Below are 22,431 nucleotides of genomic sequence, written 5' to 3'. Positions count from 1 at the left end.
TATTCAGATAATTTTATATTTTTCCCTATCTATAGATAGATGTAATATTAATTTGGCAGCGTAATTAATGTATATAAATCTCTATTAGGATGAGATTTTTCAATTCTCAGTAGAAAATCAAGATAGTTGCTTGCTAAATTGTTCATAATATGCAAAATTCTTAGATAGGTTTTTAGTAATCTGTATTAAAACCTATTTTACAAACCCATTTTTTCTAGGAACATAAATAGTGTCATGAAAGAATTTGAACTGAAAGGCATTAATCATCTAGCATTAGTTTGTAGAGACTTTCAAGAAACTATAGATTTTTATACTATTACTCTTGGACTCAAGTTAATCAAAAATATTGATTTACCATCTGGTGGTAAACACTTTTTTATCGATATTGGAAATAATAATACTTTAGCTTTTTTTTGGTCAACTAAAGCCCCTGAATCTGTACCTGGTATCTCATCCGTTCGTCCAGAGGCTTTTTTGACAGGCGATATCATAACTGCTCATGGTTCTATGAATCATGTAGCCTTTCATGTGCCATTAGAAAAATTAGAAGAGTACAAAGAAAAGCTTGTATCAAAAGGAGTACAAACAACGCCAGTATTGCATCATACAGATGTACCCATGTCTTCTTTTTACTTTTTTGATCCAAATGGGATACTACTAGAATTTGCAGCAAATTTACAGTCTCTCGACACATTACCTGCTGAGTTGAAAGAAAAGGAAGCCATATTTCTTAAATGAATAGCAAATGATAAATATAGGAGCAGAGTATAGATATTTTACTACACTCTACTTTTCTAGTAGCTTATTAATTTTTTAATATGAATAGCAAATTTACTATTTTATTTACAGAAATATCTTTTTTAATTACAATTTTCACAACTTTCATTCCATTGTGTCAAGCTCAAATAAATGCTGATAATAGCTCACAAAATAATAGTGCCGTAAATGTCCAAGGTAATACAATATTTATTGAGGGCGGCACTCAATTAGGAGGGAATTTATTTCATAGCTTTAAAGATTTTTCAATTAATTATGGAGACACTGCATATTTTAATAACGCTTCTATTATACAAAATATTATTAGCAGAGTAACTGGCAATTCTATTTCTAATATTAATGGAACAATCCGAAACAATGGTCAAGCTAATTTATTTATTCTCAACCCCAACGGATTTTTTTTTGGTAATAGTGCTAGATTAAATATTGGTGGTTCTTTTTTGGCTACTACAGCAAATAGTATTAAGTTTTCTAACAATATAGATTTTAGTGCTAATCGCAATCAGCTTGACCCTTTGTTAAAAGTTAGCGTTCCTGTAGGGTTAGTTTTTATAGGTAATTCTGGAGAGATCCGACTTCAAGGTAGCGGTCATAATATAAATAGAATTGCTAATAGGAATTTCGATTTTATTACTCCTATAGACGCTAGTAGATTTTCTGGATTACAAGTACAACCAGGAAACAATATTTCCTTAATAGGCGGAAATGTTTCACTTGAAGGGGGGATACTAAGCACCAGAAATGGAAAATTCCAGATTGGCAGTGTGCTAGATGGATACGTTGGATTAGAGCAGCAGGGCAATGATATAAATTTTGATTTCAATAATGTTAATACATTTAGGAATATAACTCTAATAAAAAATTCATTATTATTCGTTAATAGTAATGCAGACACAAGTAATACTATTGATATTCAAGGTAAAAATATTAACATTTTAGATGGTTCATTAGTATTTACACAAAATCATGGCTTTAAAACTGGTGCTGTTAAAATTGATGCTCAATCCCTAAATATTCAAGGATCATCTAATCTAGCTTTAAGTGCAATATATACAAGCAATTTTGGCTTTACTCCTGGCGAGTCTATTCAACTTGACGTAAAAGATGTAACAATTCAAGGTGGACAAATAGCAACTACTACTTTTACTAATGCCCCTAGTGGATTAATCACTATTAATTCAAATTCTTTAAAAATTTCCGGCGATACCCCTTCTTATGCTAATCCTGATGGCTTAGGTGGAATCAATACTTTCAGTTATAGTTCTGGAAAGGGTGGAGATATTGCAGGTAAAATTAACAATATAATCATAGGGCTAGATGGAGTTTTCAATACTGTTGCATCTGGTTCAGGTGCAGGAGGAAATTTATTTTTAGAATTGGAAAATCTTATCATTAAAGATGGTGGAGCTTCATTAGGCTCTAGCACTATTCGTAGTGGGCAAGGCGGAAATGTTTTTATAAAGAGTCAAAACATAGATATATCAGGACAATCAGCATTATTACGTCCTAGTAATATTACGTCATCCACTTTTGGTCATGGCAATGGTGGTAACATAGACATAAATACTTTAAATTTAATTATTAGCAACGGAGGAGGTATAAGTAGTAGCACACTATCTGCGGGAAAGGCTGGTAATATTTCCATTAACTCAAGTAATTCAATAAATGTAGTAGGTACGAATATTAATTCAAACTCACCAAGTTTTATTAATTCATCAAATTTTCTTTTAGTCGATCCGAATTTGCAAAAATTATTGTATCGACAACCTCCTTTACTTATTGGTCAGGCGGGCAATATATTTTTAAATACAGATATTATAAATATAAGTAATGGTGGGCTGATTAATGCGAGAAATGAAGGTGTTAATGATGCAGGAAATATTAGGATTAGTGCGAACACAATAAACATTAACTCTCAAGGAGAAGTTAACGCCACCACTACGATTGGGGAAGGTGGCAATATTATTCTCAATTCTAGGAATTTATTTTTAAATAATAGCAGGATTACAGCAACGGCTGGAGGCACGGGCAACGGCGGTAACATTAGAATGAACACAGGCATTCTGGTAGGTTCAAACAATAACCAAATCGTAGCTAATGCCTTCGAGGGTAGAGGCGGCAATATCCGAATCAATGCCCAAGGCGTTTTTCTTTCACCTAATACTCAAGTAAACTCCAAATCACAAAGAGGTATTGACGGAACAGTTGACATCAATGCAAATATCTTTTTAGCAGAAACTCCAGTTAAATCACAGACAGTTCAAGAGCTACCACAGATTGCTTCCGCCTGCCAAGGAAGATCAAATGGAATTAATGAGTTTATTGTTGCTGGTACAGGAGGATTAGCAACAAGCCCAGAAGATTTACCAGATGTTGAATCTAGGTGGCAAGTAAATTCAACTACAAATATTTCTAATATTAAACTATCAGCAGGTAATGAGATTATAGAAGCACAAGGATGGGTGAAAAACTTAGATGGCTCAATAACCCTAACTGCTCAAGCAAATAAGGTTAGTCCAGATACAACTCTATCTGCGAGTGAGTGTCATTCTCAAACAAAACCCAAAGCCTGATGAAAAATCAACACCTGCTTAAGTATTTATTCATAGTTATAGTTAGCTGTTCTTTGGTTATCAATGAACCATCAAGGATGTTGGCTCAAGCGAATAATGAACAATTACAGCAAGCAGAATCATTGATCCAACAAGGACAAGAGCAGTTAAATCAAGGTCAAGCATCAGAAGCATTAACCTCATGGCAGCAAGCAACACAGATTTACCGACGACTTCAAGACGAGCAGGGGATAAAAGGGAGCCTGATTAATCAAAGTATTGCATTGCAAACATTAGGTTTATCCCCCCGTGCTTGTAATATACTACTAGAGGCAATGAAACTAAACTCTGCTTCTGGAATTTGTAATACTTCTCCAACACAACAAGCGGAAATTACAAAACTATTAGCTGTTTTTGACAAACAAACAGCATCATCTGTTGATTTATTAGTATTGCAAAATTTAGGTAATGCGCTGCGTAGGCTAGGAAAAATCGCCGATTCAGAAACAGTGTTAAGCAAAACTCTTATACTTTCTGAAAAGCAACCTAATTTTAATGCTAGTTCAACATTACTAAGTTTAGGTAATACTAAATTTTATGCTTATAAGTTTTTCAAGGATAAATATTTGCAAGTGGAAGAACCCACATTTCGCCAGCAGACAGTAAAACTAAGCCATCAAAAAGCATTAGAAGGGCTAGAAATATACCAAAGGATTATTAATCAAAACAATATTTCTGCTTCTGTTAAGTTACAGTCACTTTTACAAAAATTAAGCTTGTTACTGGATTATAGACAGTGGCTAACTCATACTAAATCTCAAAATACTTCCCTAGAAATTGAGCAGCAAATTCAACAGACAGCTAATCTCTTATTGAATAATTCTCATCTATTTGAAGAAGTCTCAACAAATGAATCAATTTATGCTCAACTAAATTTTGCTAAAAGTCTGAATCAAATTGATAAAAATCTAAACTCATTCGCTAGAAAGTATGCGTTAGCCAGTTTACGAAAAGCTAATAGTATAAATAACAAGCGATTAATATCGTACAGCAATGGTATATTAGGAGAGCTACAGCCAGAACAAGCTTATACTTATTTAAGTGAAGCGCTAAGTATAGCTCAATCAATTCAAGCATGGGATATAGCGTATCAATGGCAACAGCAATTAGGTAAACTATATCAAAAACGAGGAAAATATCAGGAAGCTATTCAATATTATAAAGTAGCAATTCAAAATCTTAATAAAATACGGGACAATCTCTCCACAACTAATCTAGACTTACAATTTTCATTTTATGAAAAAGTAGAACCTGTATATCGAGATTATATACGCTTACTACTTAGTGGTTCCCATCCTCAGCTAGATCAAGTAATTCAAGCTTACGAACAACTGCAATTAGCAGAGTTAGAAAATTACTTAAAATGTGGCAAGCTGGAATTTATATCTATAAGTAGTATTGCTAATCTAAAAAATAAGCCGACAGTAATTAATATTATAGACTTAGGGGATAGTATAGAAGTAATTGTTCGCTCACAGAACCAATCACTACATCATCATTCCGTTAAGGCAAAAACCATCAGAACTAATATTGACTATTTTTTAAATACTTTACAAGATCAAGGGCTGGCTAATACCCAAAAATCTGTAATTATTTCTCATTCGCAAATATTATATCAGCAATTAATTGCGCCCGTAAAAAAGTATTTACCATCATCTGGGACAATCATTTTTACTCTTGATAATTCCTTTCAAAGCATTCCTATGAGTCTGCTACACGATGGCAAAGATTACTTGTTCAAAAATTATAGTATTACAACCACACTAGGTTCTCGAATCCGACCACCCAAAGCTTTGCTTAAAGAACAATTAAAAGCTCTAATTGCTGGGCTTTCTCAACCTAGCCCTAGTTTCTATGCACAAAATGCTCCTCCCGGATTAAAAGCTTTGCCAGAAGTAGAAAAAGAAGTAGTTGATGTTAAAGAACAAACTAGAGCATCAGTTAAGTTGCTGAATGAGCAATTCACTAGCAACAATTTTCAACAAGAATTGAAAACTGCTAAATTTCCTATTGTTCATGTTACTACTCACGGTCAGTTTAGTTCTGACCCTGAACAAACAGTACTTTTAGCTTGGGACAAACCCATTAACATTCAAGAACTTGATGGCTGGTTGAAAGTTCAAAATAATCAAGACCCAATTGAGTTATTAGTTCTCAGCGCCTGCCAAACTGCTAAAGGTAACAAACGCTCTACTTTGGGTATCGCCGGGGTAGCGGCCCAAGCTGGCGCAAGAACTACACTTGCTTCCTTGTGGTTAGTAGATGCCGAATCTACAGCTATGCTTGTTGAACAATTCTATAAGGGTTTAAATAACAACCTCTCTAAAGCCGAAGCTCTGCGACAAGCACAACTGGGCTTACTTTCTCATCCTCAGTACCAACACCCTTACTATTGGGCAGGATTTGTTCTGGTTGGCAGTTGGCTCTGAGATAGCGCCGACAAACGTTCTTGCACCAACTCCACTTCACCGGAGTTTTTTTGAAACCTAGCTAGTTGAAGTGCTTTTATATATGCAGTTTTTGCGAGTTGAGGCATCCACACCTCTACATAGCGATCGCCTAAGATACGATAAAGAGTAGGATTAAAACTGCCTGCCGCAACTCGTGCTTGTAAATTCTCAATTGTGTCGTTGAGAAGTCTTTCAGACATATAAATTGCATCTAGGTCAATGTAGGCTGTTTCATCGGCAGACAATCCCAAACTTTTAACTTGCTCAATAGCTTGATTAATTTGTCTTACCCATCCTTCAGGTAACACATGCACTACCAACGTATCATCAATGATGGGATCGTTACCTTTATTTGCAATCACTATAATTTTATTCGCACTACCGTAGGACAACTCTTGTTGGTCTTGAGGATAGGATAGTGTTGTGCCTACCACTTCCTTTTCCCACTTCACTTCACCGCCAGAAAGTTGCACAGTGTAGCTGGTTGCCCCTGGTACAGCAGTCCAGGATATCAAAGGACGACGGTTGATTATAACTTTGCCATAAGGCTGAATAATATTAGGTGCATTTTCTCTTCGATTCGGCCCTTTACGATTTGGACAGTCTTGTGGACTCAATAGTGTACATTTCCTTACTGAAGAAAACGCTGGTGGCTTACATATTTCTCTAACAGGAAAATTGCTCCCTGCTTCTACTAATAAATGTTCTCTACTAGAGTAACAAAGTACCTTAACTTCCTCTCCCTGTTTTGGTGATATCTGATCTGTTGGGCATAACAAACTGCCAGAACGCATATAGCGATCGCCTGTGCTGATAACCCGTCCTATTGGTTCAATACAACGCACCTGAGCTTGAGTCCGAGGAGATCCCATCACTGGACTTAGACTCCCAAAGAACATTATTGATGTAATAGCTGTAAACCCAACAGTGAATAATGTTTTATTTTTATAAAATTTCTTTGTCATACCTATTTTGTTTGATATTTTATCTTTTGAATTTATGATCTTTTACTAAAAACTAGCTATTCTACCTTAATATCTCCTAGTAATCTGTTCAATATCTGTATTCGCCATCTTTGAACTTCTGGTAGATTAGATTCAGAAATTAAGCATACTTCCCATAACATTCTGGCATCGTTAATTTCCTTTAAAGCTTCCTGCGTTTGTGCTAATAGACAATAAGTATCAGTTCTTTTAAAGTCTAGTTCTTTTGCTTTCTCTAAATTATTTTTAGCTTCTATATACTTTTTTTGTTCTAACTTAGCCCATCCTATGCTCTTATATAAGGCTGCCCTTAACGCAGGCTCTTTAGCTTTAGTTAATCCTCCTTTAGCAATTTCTATAGCCGCATCATATTCTCTTTGCAAGTTTTTTATCCTAGCTAAGTTACTAACAGCATCTAAAGCTAATTTATTATTTAATATGGCTAATTTATATTGTTCTTGGGCTAAATTATACTTGCCTAAATCATCATAAAAATTACCTAACCCATAATGAGCCTCCCAACTATTTGGTTTTAGCTTAAATAAAACTGCATAACTATTTTCAACGCATTGAGAGTCCTGTAATCTTTGACATACCAACCCCAAATTATTATGAGCCACATCACTTTGGGAATTATATTTAATAGCTAATTCATAATATTTTTTAGCTTCTTCCAGAGGAATACTACGTCTATCTGCCTGTTGCACATAAAATTCAGATACTAGTTTAGCCATATCCGGTTCCAAAGCGATCGCTTGACGAAAATTATTTTCAGCATCATCAAGCCGATTTTCTCGTTGAGCATTTTTTCCTTGATTTAATAAATACTCTGCTATTGCAGGTCGTGATAAATTAAATAACCCCAAACAACCGATAAAAACTAAAGTTGTCGCACTTATTTGAAATGCCTTTGATGTAACTACTCGATTAATTTTCGATTGTAGTGGCAAACGTTCCAATCGCTGCAAAATTATTCGCGTAGTCTGCGGACGTTGACCTGGCAAGGAAGACATGAGTTCATCTAGGAAGTCGGCTAAGGGTTTGTCAATCTGTGGTGCTTTATTGCGCCAGATTAGATTACCTGTTTTTGGATTCGTGGGTAAGCACATCAAGGAAGTACCCGTAACTAGCCTCACAAAAGTCCGTCCTAAAGCATAAAAGTCTGACTGAGGCACAGCTTGCCCATTAATTTGCTCTAGTGGAGTATAACGAGGTGAGACAATGCTTGTAATTTCATGCCGTCCTCCCCTACCTGTATCAGTACCTCCACTCCCACTAACTTTCGCTAAGTAGGTGTCAGTAACACGCCGAGCAGTTCCAAAATCAATTAATGCTAGTTGACCATTTGGCTGAAGAATTATATTTGAAGGTTTAATATCTCTGTGGAAAAAATCAGAACGGTGTACTGTGTCAAGTATTTGGACTAACTGTTTAAGCCAATCCATTCCTAAAGATTGAGAAATTTTTCCCTTAGATTCTATCCATTCCTCCAAGTTTTGCCCCTCGAATTTATCCATAATTAAGCAATGCAGTGTTAAAAGACTATTGCTTGGAACAAAAGTAAAATAGTCATCTAGGGTACTCCGAGGAATCTTTGGGTGTTGAATTAATTGTAAAGTTAGAGATTCAGACTCAATTAACTCAACAAGTTTTGGTGTATTCCATTTCAGAACCTTCATAATTCGTTTTTCACGCACTGGATGCCATTTAGTACCACCATCATCTACTTCAAAAATATCAAAATAGTTTTGACATCCTCCCCCGTTTAGAAAACGGGGGATTCCAAGAATCACTTCTTGGGCTTTCTCTTTCCACGACTCGACTTATTTGGAGGAGTTACCTCACCCAAACAGAGGTCGATATCTCCAGAGACTTGAGATCCTGTGTGTCCCACAGTACGTAGTCCTAGTTCAAGTATGTTCCGTGCAGCGTTCCAATCCCTGTCTTGAATATGTCCACAGTGAGGGCAAGCATGAGTTCTTGTACTCAGCGACTTTTTCACTACTTCGCCACAGTTGGAACAATTCTGCGAAGTGTGATGGGGTGGGACTGCAACAGTCACTACACCAAACACTTTGCCGAAATACTCAACCCATTGCCGAAACTGCGTCCACGCTGCATCACTAATCGACTTGGCAAGATGTCTATTCCTGACCATGTTCCGCACCTGCAAATCCTCATAGGCTACCAAGTCGCTAGACTGGACTACGCACCTCGCCAACTTTACGGCGAAGTCTTTACGCTGCCTACTTACTTTAAGGTGTTTTCTACTCAAGCGATTTCTTGCCTTGACTCTGTTGTTAGAACCCTTCTTGGTTTTAGACAATCTGCGTTGCAATCTCTTGAGAGACTTTTCGCTTTTACGCAAGTGTCTAGGGTTCTCAACTGTATTGCCTTCGCTATCGGTCAAGAAATGGTTCAATCCCACATCCAGCCCAATAGTTTTAAGCGTTGGTTCTCGCCTTTCTACTCGCTCTTGGTCAATGCAAAACTGCGCGTAGTACCCATCGGCACGACGCACAACCCGCACCCTCTTGAACTGTTTCAACTGGTAGAAATGCAAGTCACGAGTTCCCCAGAGTTTGAAAGTTCCTGCTTTAAATCCGTCGCTAAAAGTGACATAACGACGGTCACTACTAAGCTTCCAGCCGCTAGTTTTATACTCAACACTCCCATGCGTCTGTTCTTTTTTAAAGCGTGGATAACCTTTCTTCCCGGTTTTGTTTTGCTTGCAATTGTCAAAAAACCGAGCAATTGCACTCCACGCTCTTTCAGCAGAAGCTTGTCGAGCCATAGAGTTGAGTTTGGCAACGAACGGAAAGTTTTCATTGGCAGCAAGGACAGCGCAATAAGCACTCAAATCATACCTGCCGATGTTTTGGTTGTCCATCCAGTACCGGAGGCAAGCATTGCGGACAAAACGAGCAGTTTTAATCGCCTCATCCAGCAATTGATACTGCTCGTTTGTTCCTTCAAGTTTTGTCTCAAATACTAGCATTTTTACGTCAAACTCTCTGACGTAATTATACCATGTTACGACCGAATAAATTCGGTCATTCGCTTATATCCCCCGATTAAAAATACGGGGGCTTTACGCTTCACGGCTCGTAAGGATTGTCAGTAAGCAATCTTAGTGGTTTGATTAAGCGGATACGGTCGTTAATTAGCAGTGAAGTACCACAATAAAGACAGGTTTCAACATCATCGGGATTTTGACGTTGAGCGCACAAGGGATTGATACAATAACTCACCGGACTTTCTCACCCCCTTACCCTGCTTAAAATAAAACATAATCATTTATATTAGAAAATCTTATAAAATTTATCTATATGAATAATTGTAAACAAATAGAAGGTATCATATAAGTGCAGTATCATTTTACTAGCCACCTCTTCTAACCCAAAAACATCATAGACCCCAAATATTTTTGATACAATATCAAACCGAAGAAAGATATGGACTTTACTGCTGAATCGACACCTCCGTCTACTGCCTTTACCTCAAATGCTTCTCATGAGCAGAAAGTTTTAGGGCAAGTATTTTCAGTAACTGTAACTTTCGATGAAGCTTTGGCTGTAATAGATGAATTAGTATTAGCCAACAGACGCAAGTGTTTATCTGAAGCTGAAATACTTGTTATCAAGGGAGCTTGGCATAACGAAGAATATGAGGAGATAGCACACAGTTCAGATTATACACTTAACTATTTACAACGACGTGTAGCACCTCCGTTATGGGATCTATTCTCAAAACTGCTGGGAAACGGCGAAAAAATTGGGAAAAAAAACTTAAGGTACTTTTTAGAGCAAGTAACCAAAAAGTATTTAGCACAAGATGTAATAAGTAAAGAGCAAACATCGGTTACTAACAATTTAGTACGAGTAGTGGGAACTTGGCTTCCTGATGTATCCAATTTTTATGGGCGGACAAAAGAATTAGCTCTTCTAAAGGAATTAATATTCAAGCAGCGTTGTATTTTGCTAGTAGGGATTGCAGGAATAGGGAAAACAGCCTTAGCAGCGAAACTAGTAGCAGAAATTAGTTCAGAATCTCAACCCAAATTTGATTACTTAATTTGGAAATCAGTCGCTCATGCACCACTGCTTCAAGATTTAGTGGCTGAAATAATAGAATTAATTCAACCTTTAGAGCAGCAGTTAAGCTTACCTAAAGATACTCACACAATGATTACATATCTAATCAAGCAGTTGCAATCACATCGATGCTTAATAATATTAGATACTTTGGAAGCTTTATTTCACAAGAATAACCTCCAGCAACGCCTAGAGTATAGATTATTTTTTCGCCGTTTAGCAGAAGAACAAAATCAAAGCTGCATCATTTTAAATAGTCGAACTTTTCCTGATGTGATTGAAAGCTTGATAGCTTCTGAATTACCTGTTAGTTTTCTTAGAATTGAAGGCTTAGAAGTAGACGCTGCATTAAAGATTTTATCTATTAATGGATTTACAGACACAGAGGAGTGTAATGAATTGGTTAAAACTTATCGCGGAAATCCCTCTGAATTGAAAGCCGTAGTCAATCGCATTCATCATTTCTTCTCCAGCAGTACAGAAAAATTTTTTGAAAGCCCAACAACGTTAGTTAGCGATCAATTTCAAGAAATGCTTAATCAAATATTTAGCCAGCAACTATTAAGCAAAATTCAGAAACGTATAATGATTTATCTAGCAGAGAAGTTAACGCTAAGTTTAAGTAGTGTCAGCTTTGCAGAATTATTAGTTGACATGAATAATAAAGAAGAAAACCCAGTTTCAACTTCAGAGTTAATCAGAGGATTAGAGGGACTTGAAAAACAATCGTTAATAGAAACTATAAAAGATCCACTTACCAAAGAAATTAGTTTTTCTCTCCAACCAGTCATCAGAAAATACATTATGACAGATCCACTAGGACTAGTACATTCATTACAAACTTCCTCACCTATAGCGAACACCTATGGCGAGCAGAATGCCATCGCATCATAACAGAGGTAGACATGATTGCAGGAAAACTAGAAGTAACTATAAACATTAACAAATTACCTGAAGCCAAAACAATAGAAAACAATTGGCAACAACTTGATATCGATTGTGATGGGCGCATCATTACTGTCACAGTTAAACCGAAGGTATGGAAGAAGCTGACCGATGCTGCTACTAATTACCCGCAGTGGGTAGCAGCAATCACTGGTAAACTCGATCAGTCAAATGAATATGGGTTCGTCTTAGCTGTGAACCCAAAATACAGGTTTTCGAGCGCAAACCCAAAGCAGAGACCACAACCACGCCTCTGTCTGCTTGAGAAAGAACAACCATTAACAAACATGGAGGTAACGAAAGTAAACAATAATAATCTTGTTAGATGCGAAAAGACGCGAAGTTTTGTAAGATCAAACGGGACAATAATACGTAAAACTGGAGGAGAACAAACAATACACAAAAAGTTAGGCAAAACGTACTAAGGAGTGCCGCTTTGCCTGAAATTCGGACAATTTAATATTTTCAGAGCGGGGTTGATCTCCTGATGACTGAGAAAGTGGGCGATAGTTTGGCGACTTAAAACCACTAACTTGTCAGTAAGACACCACGCTGCTTTACTATGCTCATTATAGCCATAAAAGTAGAAGTAAAGACAACTTTTGCTTGGCTTTTTTTGGCATCGTGGCAAAAAATTATATTTACATTAAATAAATTTTTGTTAAAAGCAGCGTAATTAAGAGAATTCAGAAGTTTAGAAGTCAGAATAAATCCTGAGTCGTTTTCTAGTAGCTTGCCAACCCAACCATTTCCGGTTAAGGCTAGGTAAAAAAAGAACGATGAAACGGAAAAGGGCTAAAGCATGAGTTCTTTTACCCTTTACCCTTTATTCCTTAAACAAAACTTAGCGCACTACTAGTGTGAGAAATAGACTGTGAACATAGCGAGACGATATCTACAGTCGGTCAGAGTATAGCCCTTTAAAATCTTGGGACTCTAATTCTCTTGGCTCCTAAATTTATTATTCTTGATTGAAAAGCCCCCTCTGAGACTTGAAAACCAAGTTATCGGAGGAATCTACCGTGAAAAATAACCAATACCCACAGTCGGGTATTGGGGATCAATTGCTGTCAAAAGAAATTGAATACCCCAACAATCTCACCGCCGCCGAGTATCATGAGTTAGCGGTGGGCAGCGCCATTCATCCATCGTTGATTGAGCGTAATTTCCAGCATATTGAGGGAGAGGCGATTTACGAATACCTGTTCATCTCTCCTGAGATTCCGCGTAAAAACGCAGGTCGAGTGACAGACGGATTCTTAAAAGCATATCTGCACCTACTAGCCGGGGGGATGTGGATATCCGGGCTAGACCCGCAGCGCAACTGGCTCCCGATGGAGTGGGGACGATTCAAACCCTCCAATCCCCGCATTGATTGGGAAAAAGGCAAGCCAGTTAAATATGAATCGCCGCCGAAAGTTGCCAACCGAGTAACATACTTTGATGTACCGGATTACATTTGGGGGTTGGTAGCACGAAGGTACAACATCAAGCAATACCACTCATCCCTCTCCCGGCGATTACAAGATAAACTCCACGCACTGATATTCTGGGAGTGGGTAATCGCTAATCCGCAAATTCCCGTCATACTTTGCGAAGGTGAAAAGAAAGCAGCCTGTTTGCTCAGTTTAGGATTTGTAGCGATCGCACTCCCCGGTATTTGGAACGGACGGGTAGGACGTAGGGATTTTGACGAGAGACTGCACCCAGACTTGCTACCACTAGCGCAGCCGGGGCGGAAGTTTCAAATTTTGTTCGACTACGAGACAAAGCTAAAAACCCGTTGGTCAGTTTATCAGGCAACAGTTCGCACGGGCAAAGCGATTGAAGCGGCAGGATGTGTGTGCGAGATAATTCAATTGCCAGGGCCAGAGAAAGGTGTGGATGATTTCGTGGTGGCGCGAGGTGAAGATGCCAATGCACTGCTAACGGCGATCGCTCTGGATGCACTATCGCTCAATGACTACCAGCAATCATTTTTAGTCAAGCATCGGGGGCTAAGGAAGTACAAACCAGATTTGATTGTGAATGAACGCTACTTAACTCAAGCACTTGTAGTTGAGGATGAACCTAATGCACAACCGCCGCCAGTTGAAAGTCTTATCCAGCTTAAACAAAACAATATTACTCCTGATGAGGATGGTTTACAGCAGCTATTACTAGAACTTTTCCCCCAAACTCCCCATACAAAACCCAAAATATTACCTCCATCCCCAACACAGAACCAAACCGAAACTAACGCTCCTGTGGGTAAAAACCGGAGATTACTGTTACCAAAATCAGGATTAGTTGGTTTGAAAAGCGGTATGGGAACAGGCAAAACTGAATTGATGGCTTGGTGGCGCGAGATTTACCCTGAGCAACGATTTCTCAACAATGGGCATCGGGTCAATTTACTCAAGAATTTAGCCCAGCGCTTGAAAACTCTCATGTATTCTGAAGTGGGTCATGTTGGTATGGCTAAGGCCATTGCCCTGTCCATTACCATTGATAGCCTTTATAAATTAAATACCGAAGCCCTAACCTATGGATGCGTCTTCATCGATGAGGCTTGCCAGTATCTCACGCACCTATTACTAAGTAAGACTTGCAAAGAACATCGTGCAGAAATTTTAGAGGTTCTACAGTATATTGTCTACAATTGCCCTTTAGTCATCATTGCTGACGCGCATTTAGATGATATTACCATCGACTTTTTTCGCGCCATGCGCCCTGTTGGTGAACAACCATATATTGTGGAAAACCAATGGCAAAACGGCGATCGCACTATCTATTGGTACGAAGGCGATAATTCCTCAGCCCTGGTGGCCAAAATATCTGCGGCAGTAATGACAGGGCAGAAAGTGATGGTAGTTTCTGACTCTAAACGATTTATTAAGAAACTTGAAAAGTCACTATTGACTTTACAAACTGTGGTACAGTCCGATGCGAGTCCTGGGGTTGACATTAACCCAATATCTAATTCTCCACCACCTCAAAGCCGAAGCAATTTACGAGTTTGGTCAATTCATTCTGATAATTCAGGCAGCGAGGAAAATGTAGCCTTCATCAAAGACATCACCAACGCCATCAAGAATATAGATATCCTCCTCACTTCTCCCAGCCTGGGGACTGGGGTTGACATCTCGCAGTATCACTTTGATGCAGTGTTTGGTGTATTTCACGGAGTTTCACAGACAGCCACCGAATGCGCTCAACAGCTTTGGAGGTATCGCCCAAAAGTCCCGCTTCACGTTTGGGTGGCCCCTAAACCCCCATTTGGATACCTCGACACTAACCCGACTAAGATTAAAGAACGGCTGCTACAAACTAACGAGATTACGGCTTTCTTACTGCGGATTGACCGAGAAACAGGTAAGCGCGGGGCTGAAAAAGACTGGGCGCTTGAGGCTTACTGCAAAATCAAATCTGCTCGTCATCAGTCGATTAATAACTTACGCACCGACTTACGCGAATTGTTGAAGCAGATGGGCAATCAAATTGTACCAGTGGGTGACGAGCTTGATGCCCCAACTTGGGAATTACTCAAAACTGCGGCGGACGCTCTCGATACTGCTCATCATCATGCCGTCGCCAAGGCCAACAACATTTCCAAAAGTGAATACCGCGCTCGTCAAACTAAAGACTACCTCTCACCCGAAGAAATCTATGAGTGTGAGAAATTCCGCATTCATGATTCTTACGGGATGGAAGTAACACCGGAGTTGGTTGAACAAGATAACGGTGGTCGATTGATAGGAGCGATCGCTGCACTTGAAGCCATCCTTTCACCACCAGAGTCAACCATTGATGATAACGGTAAACAGTATCCTATACCACCTGATCTTGTCACTAATAAAGATAGAGCCGAACGAGATAAACTGCCATTCTGTATGGATTGGGGCAATTATTCTGCTCGGTGGTTGGCACGTTTTAACCTGGGACTACACCACATTCTGACTCGACTCGTCGCCGGTGATGAAGTTCGGGCGGACGACACACATCTATTAAATATGTCGGCGATCGCTGTTGATTGCGCTGCTCACATTAAAGCAATTTTAGGTTTCACTGTTCCCCCCAACTGTCAACCAATCTGGCTGTTGGGGATTTTATTGGATCAACTGGGACTGAAGCTGACTTATCGCAAGCAGGGGCCACGGGGTCAACAGGTGAAATTATTCTCACTGTCCAAGAAAGAACTAGACTTTGCATTACAAGTCATCGCCCATAGACAAGCAAAAAGAGCCGAAAATCAAGCACAGTACCAGACTAACTACGGTGAAGCTGTGGTATTCACCCCCCCCACAAATGGTATAGGAAACTCCCCTTATCAGGAGGGGGGAACTACGGAATGGGAGCCGGGGGAGAGATGCCGCAGGGGAAGAGATGCCGCAGGTGAAGCTGGGGGAGAATTTACTAACCATTCCTCCCCTGCTTCTCTTTCCGACCGAACTACCATACTTCACTGTGTAGAAATGCTCCGTTCTAGCATTTGTCATGGACTAGAAGCAATCAAAGGCATTCTCCAACGTTGGGGTTCTGACTTGCGTTGGCTGGTCGTGCTGGAATGGGAAGCGATCGCTGAGGCTGAGGTGCGATCGCTCGAAACGTCTGTGTCGGAATTTTACTCGCTGTTAAGTGAGGATGTTTTGCCGATGGAGTTTGGACAAGCGTAATTCTCGAAAAATTTGGAGGCTGGCAATAACTGTGTTCGCAACTTGAAGATCCCTATTTTGTGGCGATTGCGTTTCCCTCTCTCAGTCCCCAGAGGAAACGCACATCTGTGTGTCTAGAGGAATATTCAAAATTTAAGCAACCAGCTTAATAATGATAATCAACAATGATACAAAGCAAAACCTTGTGAGATGTTCAAGTGGATTATCAGTTATATTTTTATCGTCATCTTGATTTTCGCCCTTAGTGTACCAACAGGTATCTTGACTGATACTGTAGATTACAACAGCTTCGGCAAGATTAAAATCGGTATGACACTTGCTCAAGCTCAAAAAGTTGCACACATAGGAATAATGCAACTTAACGGTAAGCGCAATCAGCAAGACGGGTGTTTCTACGTGCAACCAAAATCTGGCTTTCAATTCCAACGTGTCAAATTTATGGTTGTAGACGGGAAAATTGTGACTTTTGAAATCAATGGCTCAAATGTAAAAACTGCTAAAGGGGTCAAAGTAGGAGATTCACAATACAATCTCGCTACTTATGGAATCAAGAACTTCCAACTCATTGGGAATAAAAATAGCAAGCAACGCTACTTCATCTACGCTCCCCCAAAAGCGAAAAACTATCGCATGATTTTTGAAAGTGGTGAGTATGAATATATTACTCGCTATAAAGCCGGGAAAATACCAGAAGTTAATTATCCTTTTGGCTGTGCTAATTATTCATAAATCTAGGTATGAATATGTGGTCGATGATTGATGAGTTTGATGAATTTCTCAACAACCCACTTCAATACATCATTTCTTATATCAGAGATATCCCTAAATTAATTGTTACTGTATTTTTTTCGTGGATTATCTTTGTTTTGTACTTTATATATATTCACCCAACGCAAAATGTTACTAGCAAATCATTAATTAATTTTGACAGTATCGGGGAAATCAAAATAGGTATGACTGTCCAACGTGCGGAGGAAGTATCTCGCCTTCAGCTATTACCGATAACCAGTAGTGGTCTAATTAACAAAGGCTGTTATTACCTTGAGCCACAAACTGGAAGTGGACTTGAGCGCGTCTGGTTCATGGTCATCAAAGATGCCATCGCCACTATTGAAGTGAGCCGCAACTATTCTTTGCATACTGCCAATGGCGCTCAAGTCGGACAGAGTATTGATGAGGTCAAGGCAATCTACGCTAAAAATCTTGTCACAAAAGATAATACTTTAGTTTACACACCCGCAAAGAAGAAATTTCGCATAGTGTTTGAAACTGAGCGCGGACATATCATCGGATACAGGGTGGGAAGATTGCCGGAAGTTGACTATGCAAATGGGTGTTTTGATTATAAAAGTAAGCCCTAGTATATCTAAGGCTTAGGGAACTAGAATCCTTTTTCCCACTCGCCTAATGTTGGACAAGTTGACCCCGTAGGTAATAGTCCATTGGATGATACACCAAAATTTCTGATAGAGGTTAACTCCGATTCAGCATTCCCTATTACCGCACTTAGTATTTCTTGTTTTTCTTGTTTCGGAATTACCTCAGTTTTTGCATCTTTTGGTAGATTAGCACTCGCTTTCTTTAACGTAAACTCAGATACTCTATAAAAATTTTCCGCTCCTGGTTGACCTAAGCTGACACACCCTCTGGATTTGACAAACAATCCTGTGATTTGAAGACTTGGTGAAAGATCGGGCTTATTTACAAATTTCACTTCTTTAACTGGCCCCCAGACATAAGCAGGTTGAAAAAAACCCTTAGCTGGTTCGTTGCGAGTTTCATTACAGCCTTTATTGATCTCCTCATTCATTGTGACGCTAAGTTTTCCATCACCACAGACTTTCCAACTGACTCTGTGCAAATCAGGTGTACCCTCAACATATTCCTGTACCTGTTTATCTTTAGGGCTTTGCTCATTAGTTGTTGCAGCATAAGCTTGTCTTAGTTCATTTTCAACTTGAGCAACCTTATCCGCATCAGACTGACAAGCCCCTAATCCTAAACCTATCAAAGTAAGAGATGCGAACAAACCTACTTTATTCATAAATACTCCAACAATTGATTATGAAAATTAATTAGCAATTTCTTTGTTTAAGCAAATATCTACTTCTTAAAACTGCTTAACTATGAGCTGCAAATATTATACATATTTGTTCTAAATTTGCAATCATGTTTTAACAGCTTTTTAGTACACAACTATCAGTTATTGAAAGCACATAGCGGCAATGGCGTAGAGTACCCAGTTATTTCGTTGCACTATTGTATTATGCACGTCAAAGGTTTGAGACCCAAAAGCAGAACTTGTAATTCTATAACGTATTTTTTAAAAGTCAAGAAACTACAGTACTGAAAAAAACAGTACTTGAATAGCTTTATTTTGTGGAGTCGAATATGGCATAGATAGGGTGAGTGTAAAGAAAAAATCTAAAAATGGGAAAAGTATGGACATATTGGGAATTTGACCACCCTTTGGGTAGAACAGTTCGAGTAATCTCGACTCCGTTAGGACTAGAGATATTTGCTGAAGATGTGTTCAGTGTAGTTGCAGCAAAACTAAATAATGAAAAGGTAGTACCGATAAATATCAACTCTCAAGAACGTTATGTAGTTATGGAGCAAGAGGTAGTAAAAGTAAAAACGTTAAATTTCACAGCCATAAATAGCTTGAAAGGGATTGTAGAAGCGGACTTGATCAATAAATTCTTGCATTGGGTGAGAACGACAATCCGACCGATATTTCAAGCAGATTACCTGTAAAACAATTAGTCAATAAAAAGGAAAAAAGCAAATGACAACTATTCACACATTTCCAGAGAATAAGCAAAATACTGGAAATCCTGCAACAGAGAATACTCCTATTAATACAACACCAGAGGCTCCAGGAGCAGAAAATATAACACCAAATAAGCCAGTAGAGCAAAGAGCTAATGGTACAAAAACAAATGTTACAGCATCTGACGATCCCACAGAAAAAATCACAGAGTCAGTAAAGCCTAAAAATCCAGCATCTACAGGTAATAAGGGGAATGACGATAAAAATACTAATCCAGAACAATTAAGAAGATTAGTAATGATAACAGGAGATAAAGGGGGTGTTGGCAAGTCAACATTTGCGAGAGGCTTGGCACAAATTTACATGGATAATGCAGTAGGGTTTGTCGGATTAGATGCGGATAATTCTAATCCCCACTTGATAAGATTTTATGGAGAAAAGGCTGATATCTATCCTTTAGATATATCTAACTCAGATAAATTGGATGATTTTCTAGACAATTTAAAACAGATAGTGTATCCCAAATCTAAAGGAGATGGAAAAGCACTGAAAGAGCAATCTTTAATACTGTTAGAAACCCCATCACAATTTTTGCCTACATTAGAGAATTTGATAAAAGAGATGGGTTTTTTAGGTGTAGTGAATGATAAATGTAAAATGCAGGTAACTATAGTAGTAGTGATAAGTACAATAATTGATTGTATAAATCAATTATTGGAATTGTATAGTTTCTGCGGTGATAATGTTGATTATGTAATAGTAAAAAATTTGTTTTATGGAGAGACAGAACAATTTACTTTTTATGATAAATCAAAAGAAGTAAAAGAAATGGAAACAAGGGTAAAAGCCAAAGGGCATAAATTCACAAACATAAATATGCCAAAACTAGCGAAAAAATCTTACGACTATTTAGATGTGAATAATATGACATTTAGGCAAGGACTTGAACAAGATGAATATCCGTCTATATATGGTAGAGTATTAAGCTGGCTGAACAATTTTCAAGGGCAGATAAAACCAATTAAGAATTTGTTTGGCATAGAAAAGTTTTTATCTGAGTAGAAATAAGAACCAGAAGTTAGTTTAGTAAATTAAACTAACTTCTGATTCAGATTGAAATAAGAAGTAGAAAATAAAAATGTCATCAAAACGAATGATTATAACCGTAGGAGATGCACGAGTAGGGAAGTCTACAGTTATCAAATTATTGCTAGAAATGCTGATGCTGAAAGGAAAACGGACTAAGGTTTACAGCCAAGATACTTTTGGTGTATTTAAGGCTTATGAAAATCTAGTGCCAATTGAGTATTTTAATTTATTAAATGATGAGGCTGACCAAATAATAGATGAATTAAATAATACTCGGCTAGATATAATTATTATTGATATGCCTGGACAGTATATCGAAAAAATTCGTCAGTATATTGAAAGCATTAGTTTATTTGAGGTAGTAGTTAGGTTTGGCTGGAAGCTAACATTTCTCCAACCAATATCTCATAGGAATAATTGCCTAAATTACTTAAATCGAATTATAGAAATAGCGAGTAATAATGCTAATTATGTAGTAGTTAAGAATTATCATTTCTCTCCAGAATTTAGAGAGTACGATAAGAAAATACAAAAAAAGATATCAATAATAGGAGGAACAGAAATAGAATTACTATTGCTACACCGAAATCATTATCAAATGATGGATAAATTAGTGAAGCCTTATTCGGAATGTTGTCACGATATTTCACTAATTTTATTTTTGAGAAGCTTCATTTATCAATGGATAAAAAAATTTCAGATTTCAGTGATAAAGGACAACTTGGCTATTAGTTATTTAGGATTAGATTAATGACGCAACAAGACATATTACAGGGCTATTCCTTTGCAGAACAAGAACGTATAGTTGAAGGCGCATATCAATTAGGAATTACGCCAGATGATCCAATGTTCAGGATGATGGCGACGTTAGGTAGATATGAAGAAACGATGATAGACCTCCAGGCAAGAACGGAGGCAATGATAGACGCTTGGGCGGTAATGATAGATCAAAAACTGGAAAAAACAACTCAATCAGCCGAAAAAATGCACTATACAGTTGTCTCTAGTGCAGTACGGGATGAGATGAAAAACATTAAGCCTAGCAGCAATACAGATATAAAAGTGCAGGGAGGCTGGAGGTTAGGGACAGTATCTCTTGTGTGTGGATTAGTGGCGGCTGGCAGTACCTTGTTAGGTTCATTGACAACATGGAATGTTGTTTCCAACTTAGGAACAAATCAGTCAGTAGTAGTATCACGTAATGATCTCAAGATTCTCCAATGGGCAAAGTCCCAAGAGGGTCAACAGATGTATGAAATAATCTTGAAAAATCAAGCATTAATTAAAGCTTGCCAAACACAGCAGAGTAAAATCAAAGGCTATTGCTTGATTGAAATAGATGAGTAATTAACTGACCTTGAGGTAATCCTGTTCGATGTAGCCAAGTTTACTGGCTACAATCAGAGCATTGACGCGATCGGCAACATCTAACTTAGCAAAAATCTTGTTTATATGCCCTTTGACAGTGCTTTGAGTAATGAATAACTGCTCGGCAATATGCTTATTAGAAAAACCAGCCGCCATCAAAGAAATAATTTGCATCTCAGTGTTACTAAGATGATCTTGGTAAGTCTTCCCCTTAATTTTCTGTTGGAAAAAAAAATTATGTCGGCTAATATCAGGGTCTAAAAAAGACTTGCAATCGTAGAAGGTAGTTTTAATGGACTCTAAGATCAGAGGAACATTATTCTTCTTAAGAATGTAAGAATCAGCCCCCACATTTAAAGCAGACTGGACAATACTTTGAGCATAATAAGAAGAAAGAACAACAATCTTAATGTTGCTTGTATTGGCTTTGATTTGCTTAATGACTTCAACCCCAGAGATGTCAGGCAAGCCAATATCGACTAAAACCACATCAGGAGCTAATTCCTCAACGAGTTTAATGCCTTGATGACCAGTCCGAGCAATTCCTACCATTTGCATATCTGGTTGTTGATTGATAGCAGTAGTTATTCCTAGTCGGATTAATTCCTCATCCTCAATAATTACTAATCGAATCATATAGGGTTTTAATTACTTCGACTGTAAGATACTTAAATATTTATAACAT

At 38.1% G+C, this 22,431-nt stretch carries 18 protein-coding genes; 12 read left to right on the top strand and 6 right to left on the bottom strand.

Annotated elements, in window-relative coordinates:
• The first annotated feature begins 234 nt into the window (after nucleotides 1-234).
• The 3 genes from ACN222_RS27985 to ACN222_RS27975 all read left to right on the top strand — a co-directional run bounded on the left by ACN222_RS27985 (nucleotide 235) and on the right by ACN222_RS27975 (nucleotide 5,818).
• On the top strand, nucleotides 235-738 hold the full coding sequence (locus ACN222_RS27985) for a VOC family protein (protein ID WP_010999789.1): 504 nt from the start codon (nucleotides 235-237) through the stop codon (nucleotides 736-738).
• Between the two features lie 80 nt (nucleotides 739-818).
• Entirely contained in the window at nucleotides 819-3,350 is a 2,532-nt protein-coding gene (locus ACN222_RS27980) for a filamentous hemagglutinin N-terminal domain-containing protein (protein ID WP_010999788.1), read from the top strand.
• Nucleotides 3,350-5,818, top strand: coding sequence for a CHAT domain-containing protein (locus tag ACN222_RS27975; protein WP_010999787.1), 2,469 nt, complete (start codon nucleotides 3,350-3,352; stop codon nucleotides 5,816-5,818). The genes ACN222_RS27980 and ACN222_RS27975 overlap by 1 nt, the downstream gene beginning before the upstream one ends.
• Here ACN222_RS27975 and ACN222_RS27970 read toward each other — a convergent pair.
• The 4 genes from ACN222_RS27970 to ACN222_RS27955 all read right to left on the bottom strand — a co-directional run bounded on the left by ACN222_RS27970 (nucleotide 5,779) and on the right by ACN222_RS27955 (nucleotide 10,073).
• The gene (locus tag ACN222_RS27970) at nucleotides 5,779-6,711 is read right to left on the bottom strand and encodes a hypothetical protein (protein ID WP_231865608.1); all 933 of its coding nucleotides are present in this window, start codon (nucleotides 6,709-6,711) and stop codon (nucleotides 5,779-5,781) included. The genes ACN222_RS27975 and ACN222_RS27970 overlap by 40 nt on opposite strands.
• A 149-nt stretch (nucleotides 6,712-6,860) precedes the next feature.
• Nucleotides 6,861-8,615: a protein kinase family protein gene (locus ACN222_RS27965; protein ID WP_010999785.1), complete on the bottom strand. Its 1,755-nt coding sequence runs from the start codon at nucleotides 8,613-8,615 to the stop codon at nucleotides 6,861-6,863.
• Entirely contained in the window at nucleotides 8,612-9,820 is a 1,209-nt protein-coding gene (locus tag ACN222_RS27960; RefSeq protein ID WP_010994068.1) for an RNA-guided endonuclease InsQ/TnpB family protein, read from the bottom strand. The genes ACN222_RS27965 and ACN222_RS27960 overlap by 4 nt, the downstream gene beginning before the upstream one ends.
• Nucleotides 9,821-9,920: 100 nt before the next feature.
• On the bottom strand, nucleotides 9,921-10,073 hold the full coding sequence (locus ACN222_RS27955) for a 4-Cys prefix domain-containing protein (RefSeq protein ID WP_010999784.1): 153 nt from the start codon (nucleotides 10,071-10,073) through the stop codon (nucleotides 9,921-9,923).
• Nucleotides 10,074-10,277: 204 nt separating this feature from the next.
• Between ACN222_RS27955 and ACN222_RS27950 the strand changes: the two genes are divergently transcribed.
• The 5 genes from ACN222_RS27950 (at nucleotide 10,278) to ACN222_RS27930 (ending at nucleotide 17,877) form a co-directional block, all read left to right on the top strand.
• Nucleotides 10,278-11,810: an NB-ARC domain-containing protein gene (locus ACN222_RS27950; protein WP_010999783.1), complete on the top strand. Its 1,533-nt coding sequence runs from the start codon at nucleotides 10,278-10,280 to the stop codon at nucleotides 11,808-11,810.
• Nucleotides 11,811-11,821: 11 nt separating this feature from the next.
• The gene (locus ACN222_RS27945; RefSeq protein WP_199315910.1) at nucleotides 11,822-12,286 is read left to right on the top strand and encodes a hypothetical protein; all 465 of its coding nucleotides are present in this window, start codon (nucleotides 11,822-11,824) and stop codon (nucleotides 12,284-12,286) included.
• 597 nt (nucleotides 12,287-12,883) lie between these two features.
• Complete coding sequence (locus tag ACN222_RS27940) at nucleotides 12,884-16,516, top strand: plasmid replication protein, CyRepA1 family (protein ID WP_010999782.1); 3,633 nt, start codon at nucleotides 12,884-12,886, stop codon at nucleotides 16,514-16,516.
• Nucleotides 16,517-16,705: 189 nt separating this feature from the next.
• A complete protein-coding gene (locus ACN222_RS27935; protein WP_010999781.1) occupies nucleotides 16,706-17,245 on the top strand; it encodes a hypothetical protein in 540 nt (179 codons plus the stop codon).
• 23 nt (nucleotides 17,246-17,268) lie between these two features.
• Complete coding sequence (locus ACN222_RS27930; protein ID WP_149028810.1) at nucleotides 17,269-17,877, top strand: hypothetical protein; 609 nt, start codon at nucleotides 17,269-17,271, stop codon at nucleotides 17,875-17,877.
• A 20-nt stretch (nucleotides 17,878-17,897) separates the two neighbouring features.
• Here the strand turns inward: ACN222_RS27930 and ACN222_RS27925 are convergent, their stop codons facing one another.
• Nucleotides 17,898-18,560, bottom strand: coding sequence for a hypothetical protein (locus ACN222_RS27925; RefSeq protein WP_010999779.1), 663 nt, complete (start codon nucleotides 18,558-18,560; stop codon nucleotides 17,898-17,900).
• A 386-nt stretch (nucleotides 18,561-18,946) separates the two neighbouring features.
• On the opposite strand from ACN222_RS27925, the gene ACN222_RS27920 reads away from it, so the two are divergent.
• The 4 genes from ACN222_RS27920 to ACN222_RS27905 all read left to right on the top strand — a co-directional run bounded on the left by ACN222_RS27920 (nucleotide 18,947) and on the right by ACN222_RS27905 (nucleotide 21,725).
• Nucleotides 18,947-19,273: a hypothetical protein gene (locus ACN222_RS27920; RefSeq protein ID WP_010999778.1), complete on the top strand. Its 327-nt coding sequence runs from the start codon at nucleotides 18,947-18,949 to the stop codon at nucleotides 19,271-19,273.
• Between the two features lie 31 nt (nucleotides 19,274-19,304).
• Nucleotides 19,305-20,351, top strand: coding sequence for a hypothetical protein (locus ACN222_RS27915; protein WP_010999777.1), 1,047 nt, complete (start codon nucleotides 19,305-19,307; stop codon nucleotides 20,349-20,351).
• Between the two features lie 76 nt (nucleotides 20,352-20,427).
• Entirely contained in the window at nucleotides 20,428-21,129 is a 702-nt protein-coding gene (locus ACN222_RS27910; protein ID WP_010999776.1) for a hypothetical protein, read from the top strand.
• On the top strand, nucleotides 21,129-21,725 hold the full coding sequence (locus tag ACN222_RS27905; RefSeq protein ID WP_010999775.1) for a DUF6753 family protein: 597 nt from the start codon (nucleotides 21,129-21,131) through the stop codon (nucleotides 21,723-21,725). Before ACN222_RS27910 ends, ACN222_RS27905 begins: the two co-directional genes overlap by 1 nt.
• Here the strand turns inward: ACN222_RS27905 and ACN222_RS27900 are convergent, their stop codons facing one another.
• Nucleotides 21,726-22,382, bottom strand: coding sequence for a response regulator (locus ACN222_RS27900; protein ID WP_010999774.1), 657 nt, complete (start codon nucleotides 22,380-22,382; stop codon nucleotides 21,726-21,728). It lies immediately after the preceding gene.
• Nucleotides 22,383-22,431: the final 49 nt, after the last annotated feature.

Source organism: Anabaena sp. FACHB-595 (assembly GCF_048568275.1).
Lineage (GTDB): Bacteria > Cyanobacteriota > Cyanobacteriia > Cyanobacteriales > Nostocaceae > Trichormus.
Note: the sequence above shows the minus strand (reverse complement) of the source record. Positions and strands in the feature narration are given on the sequence as shown.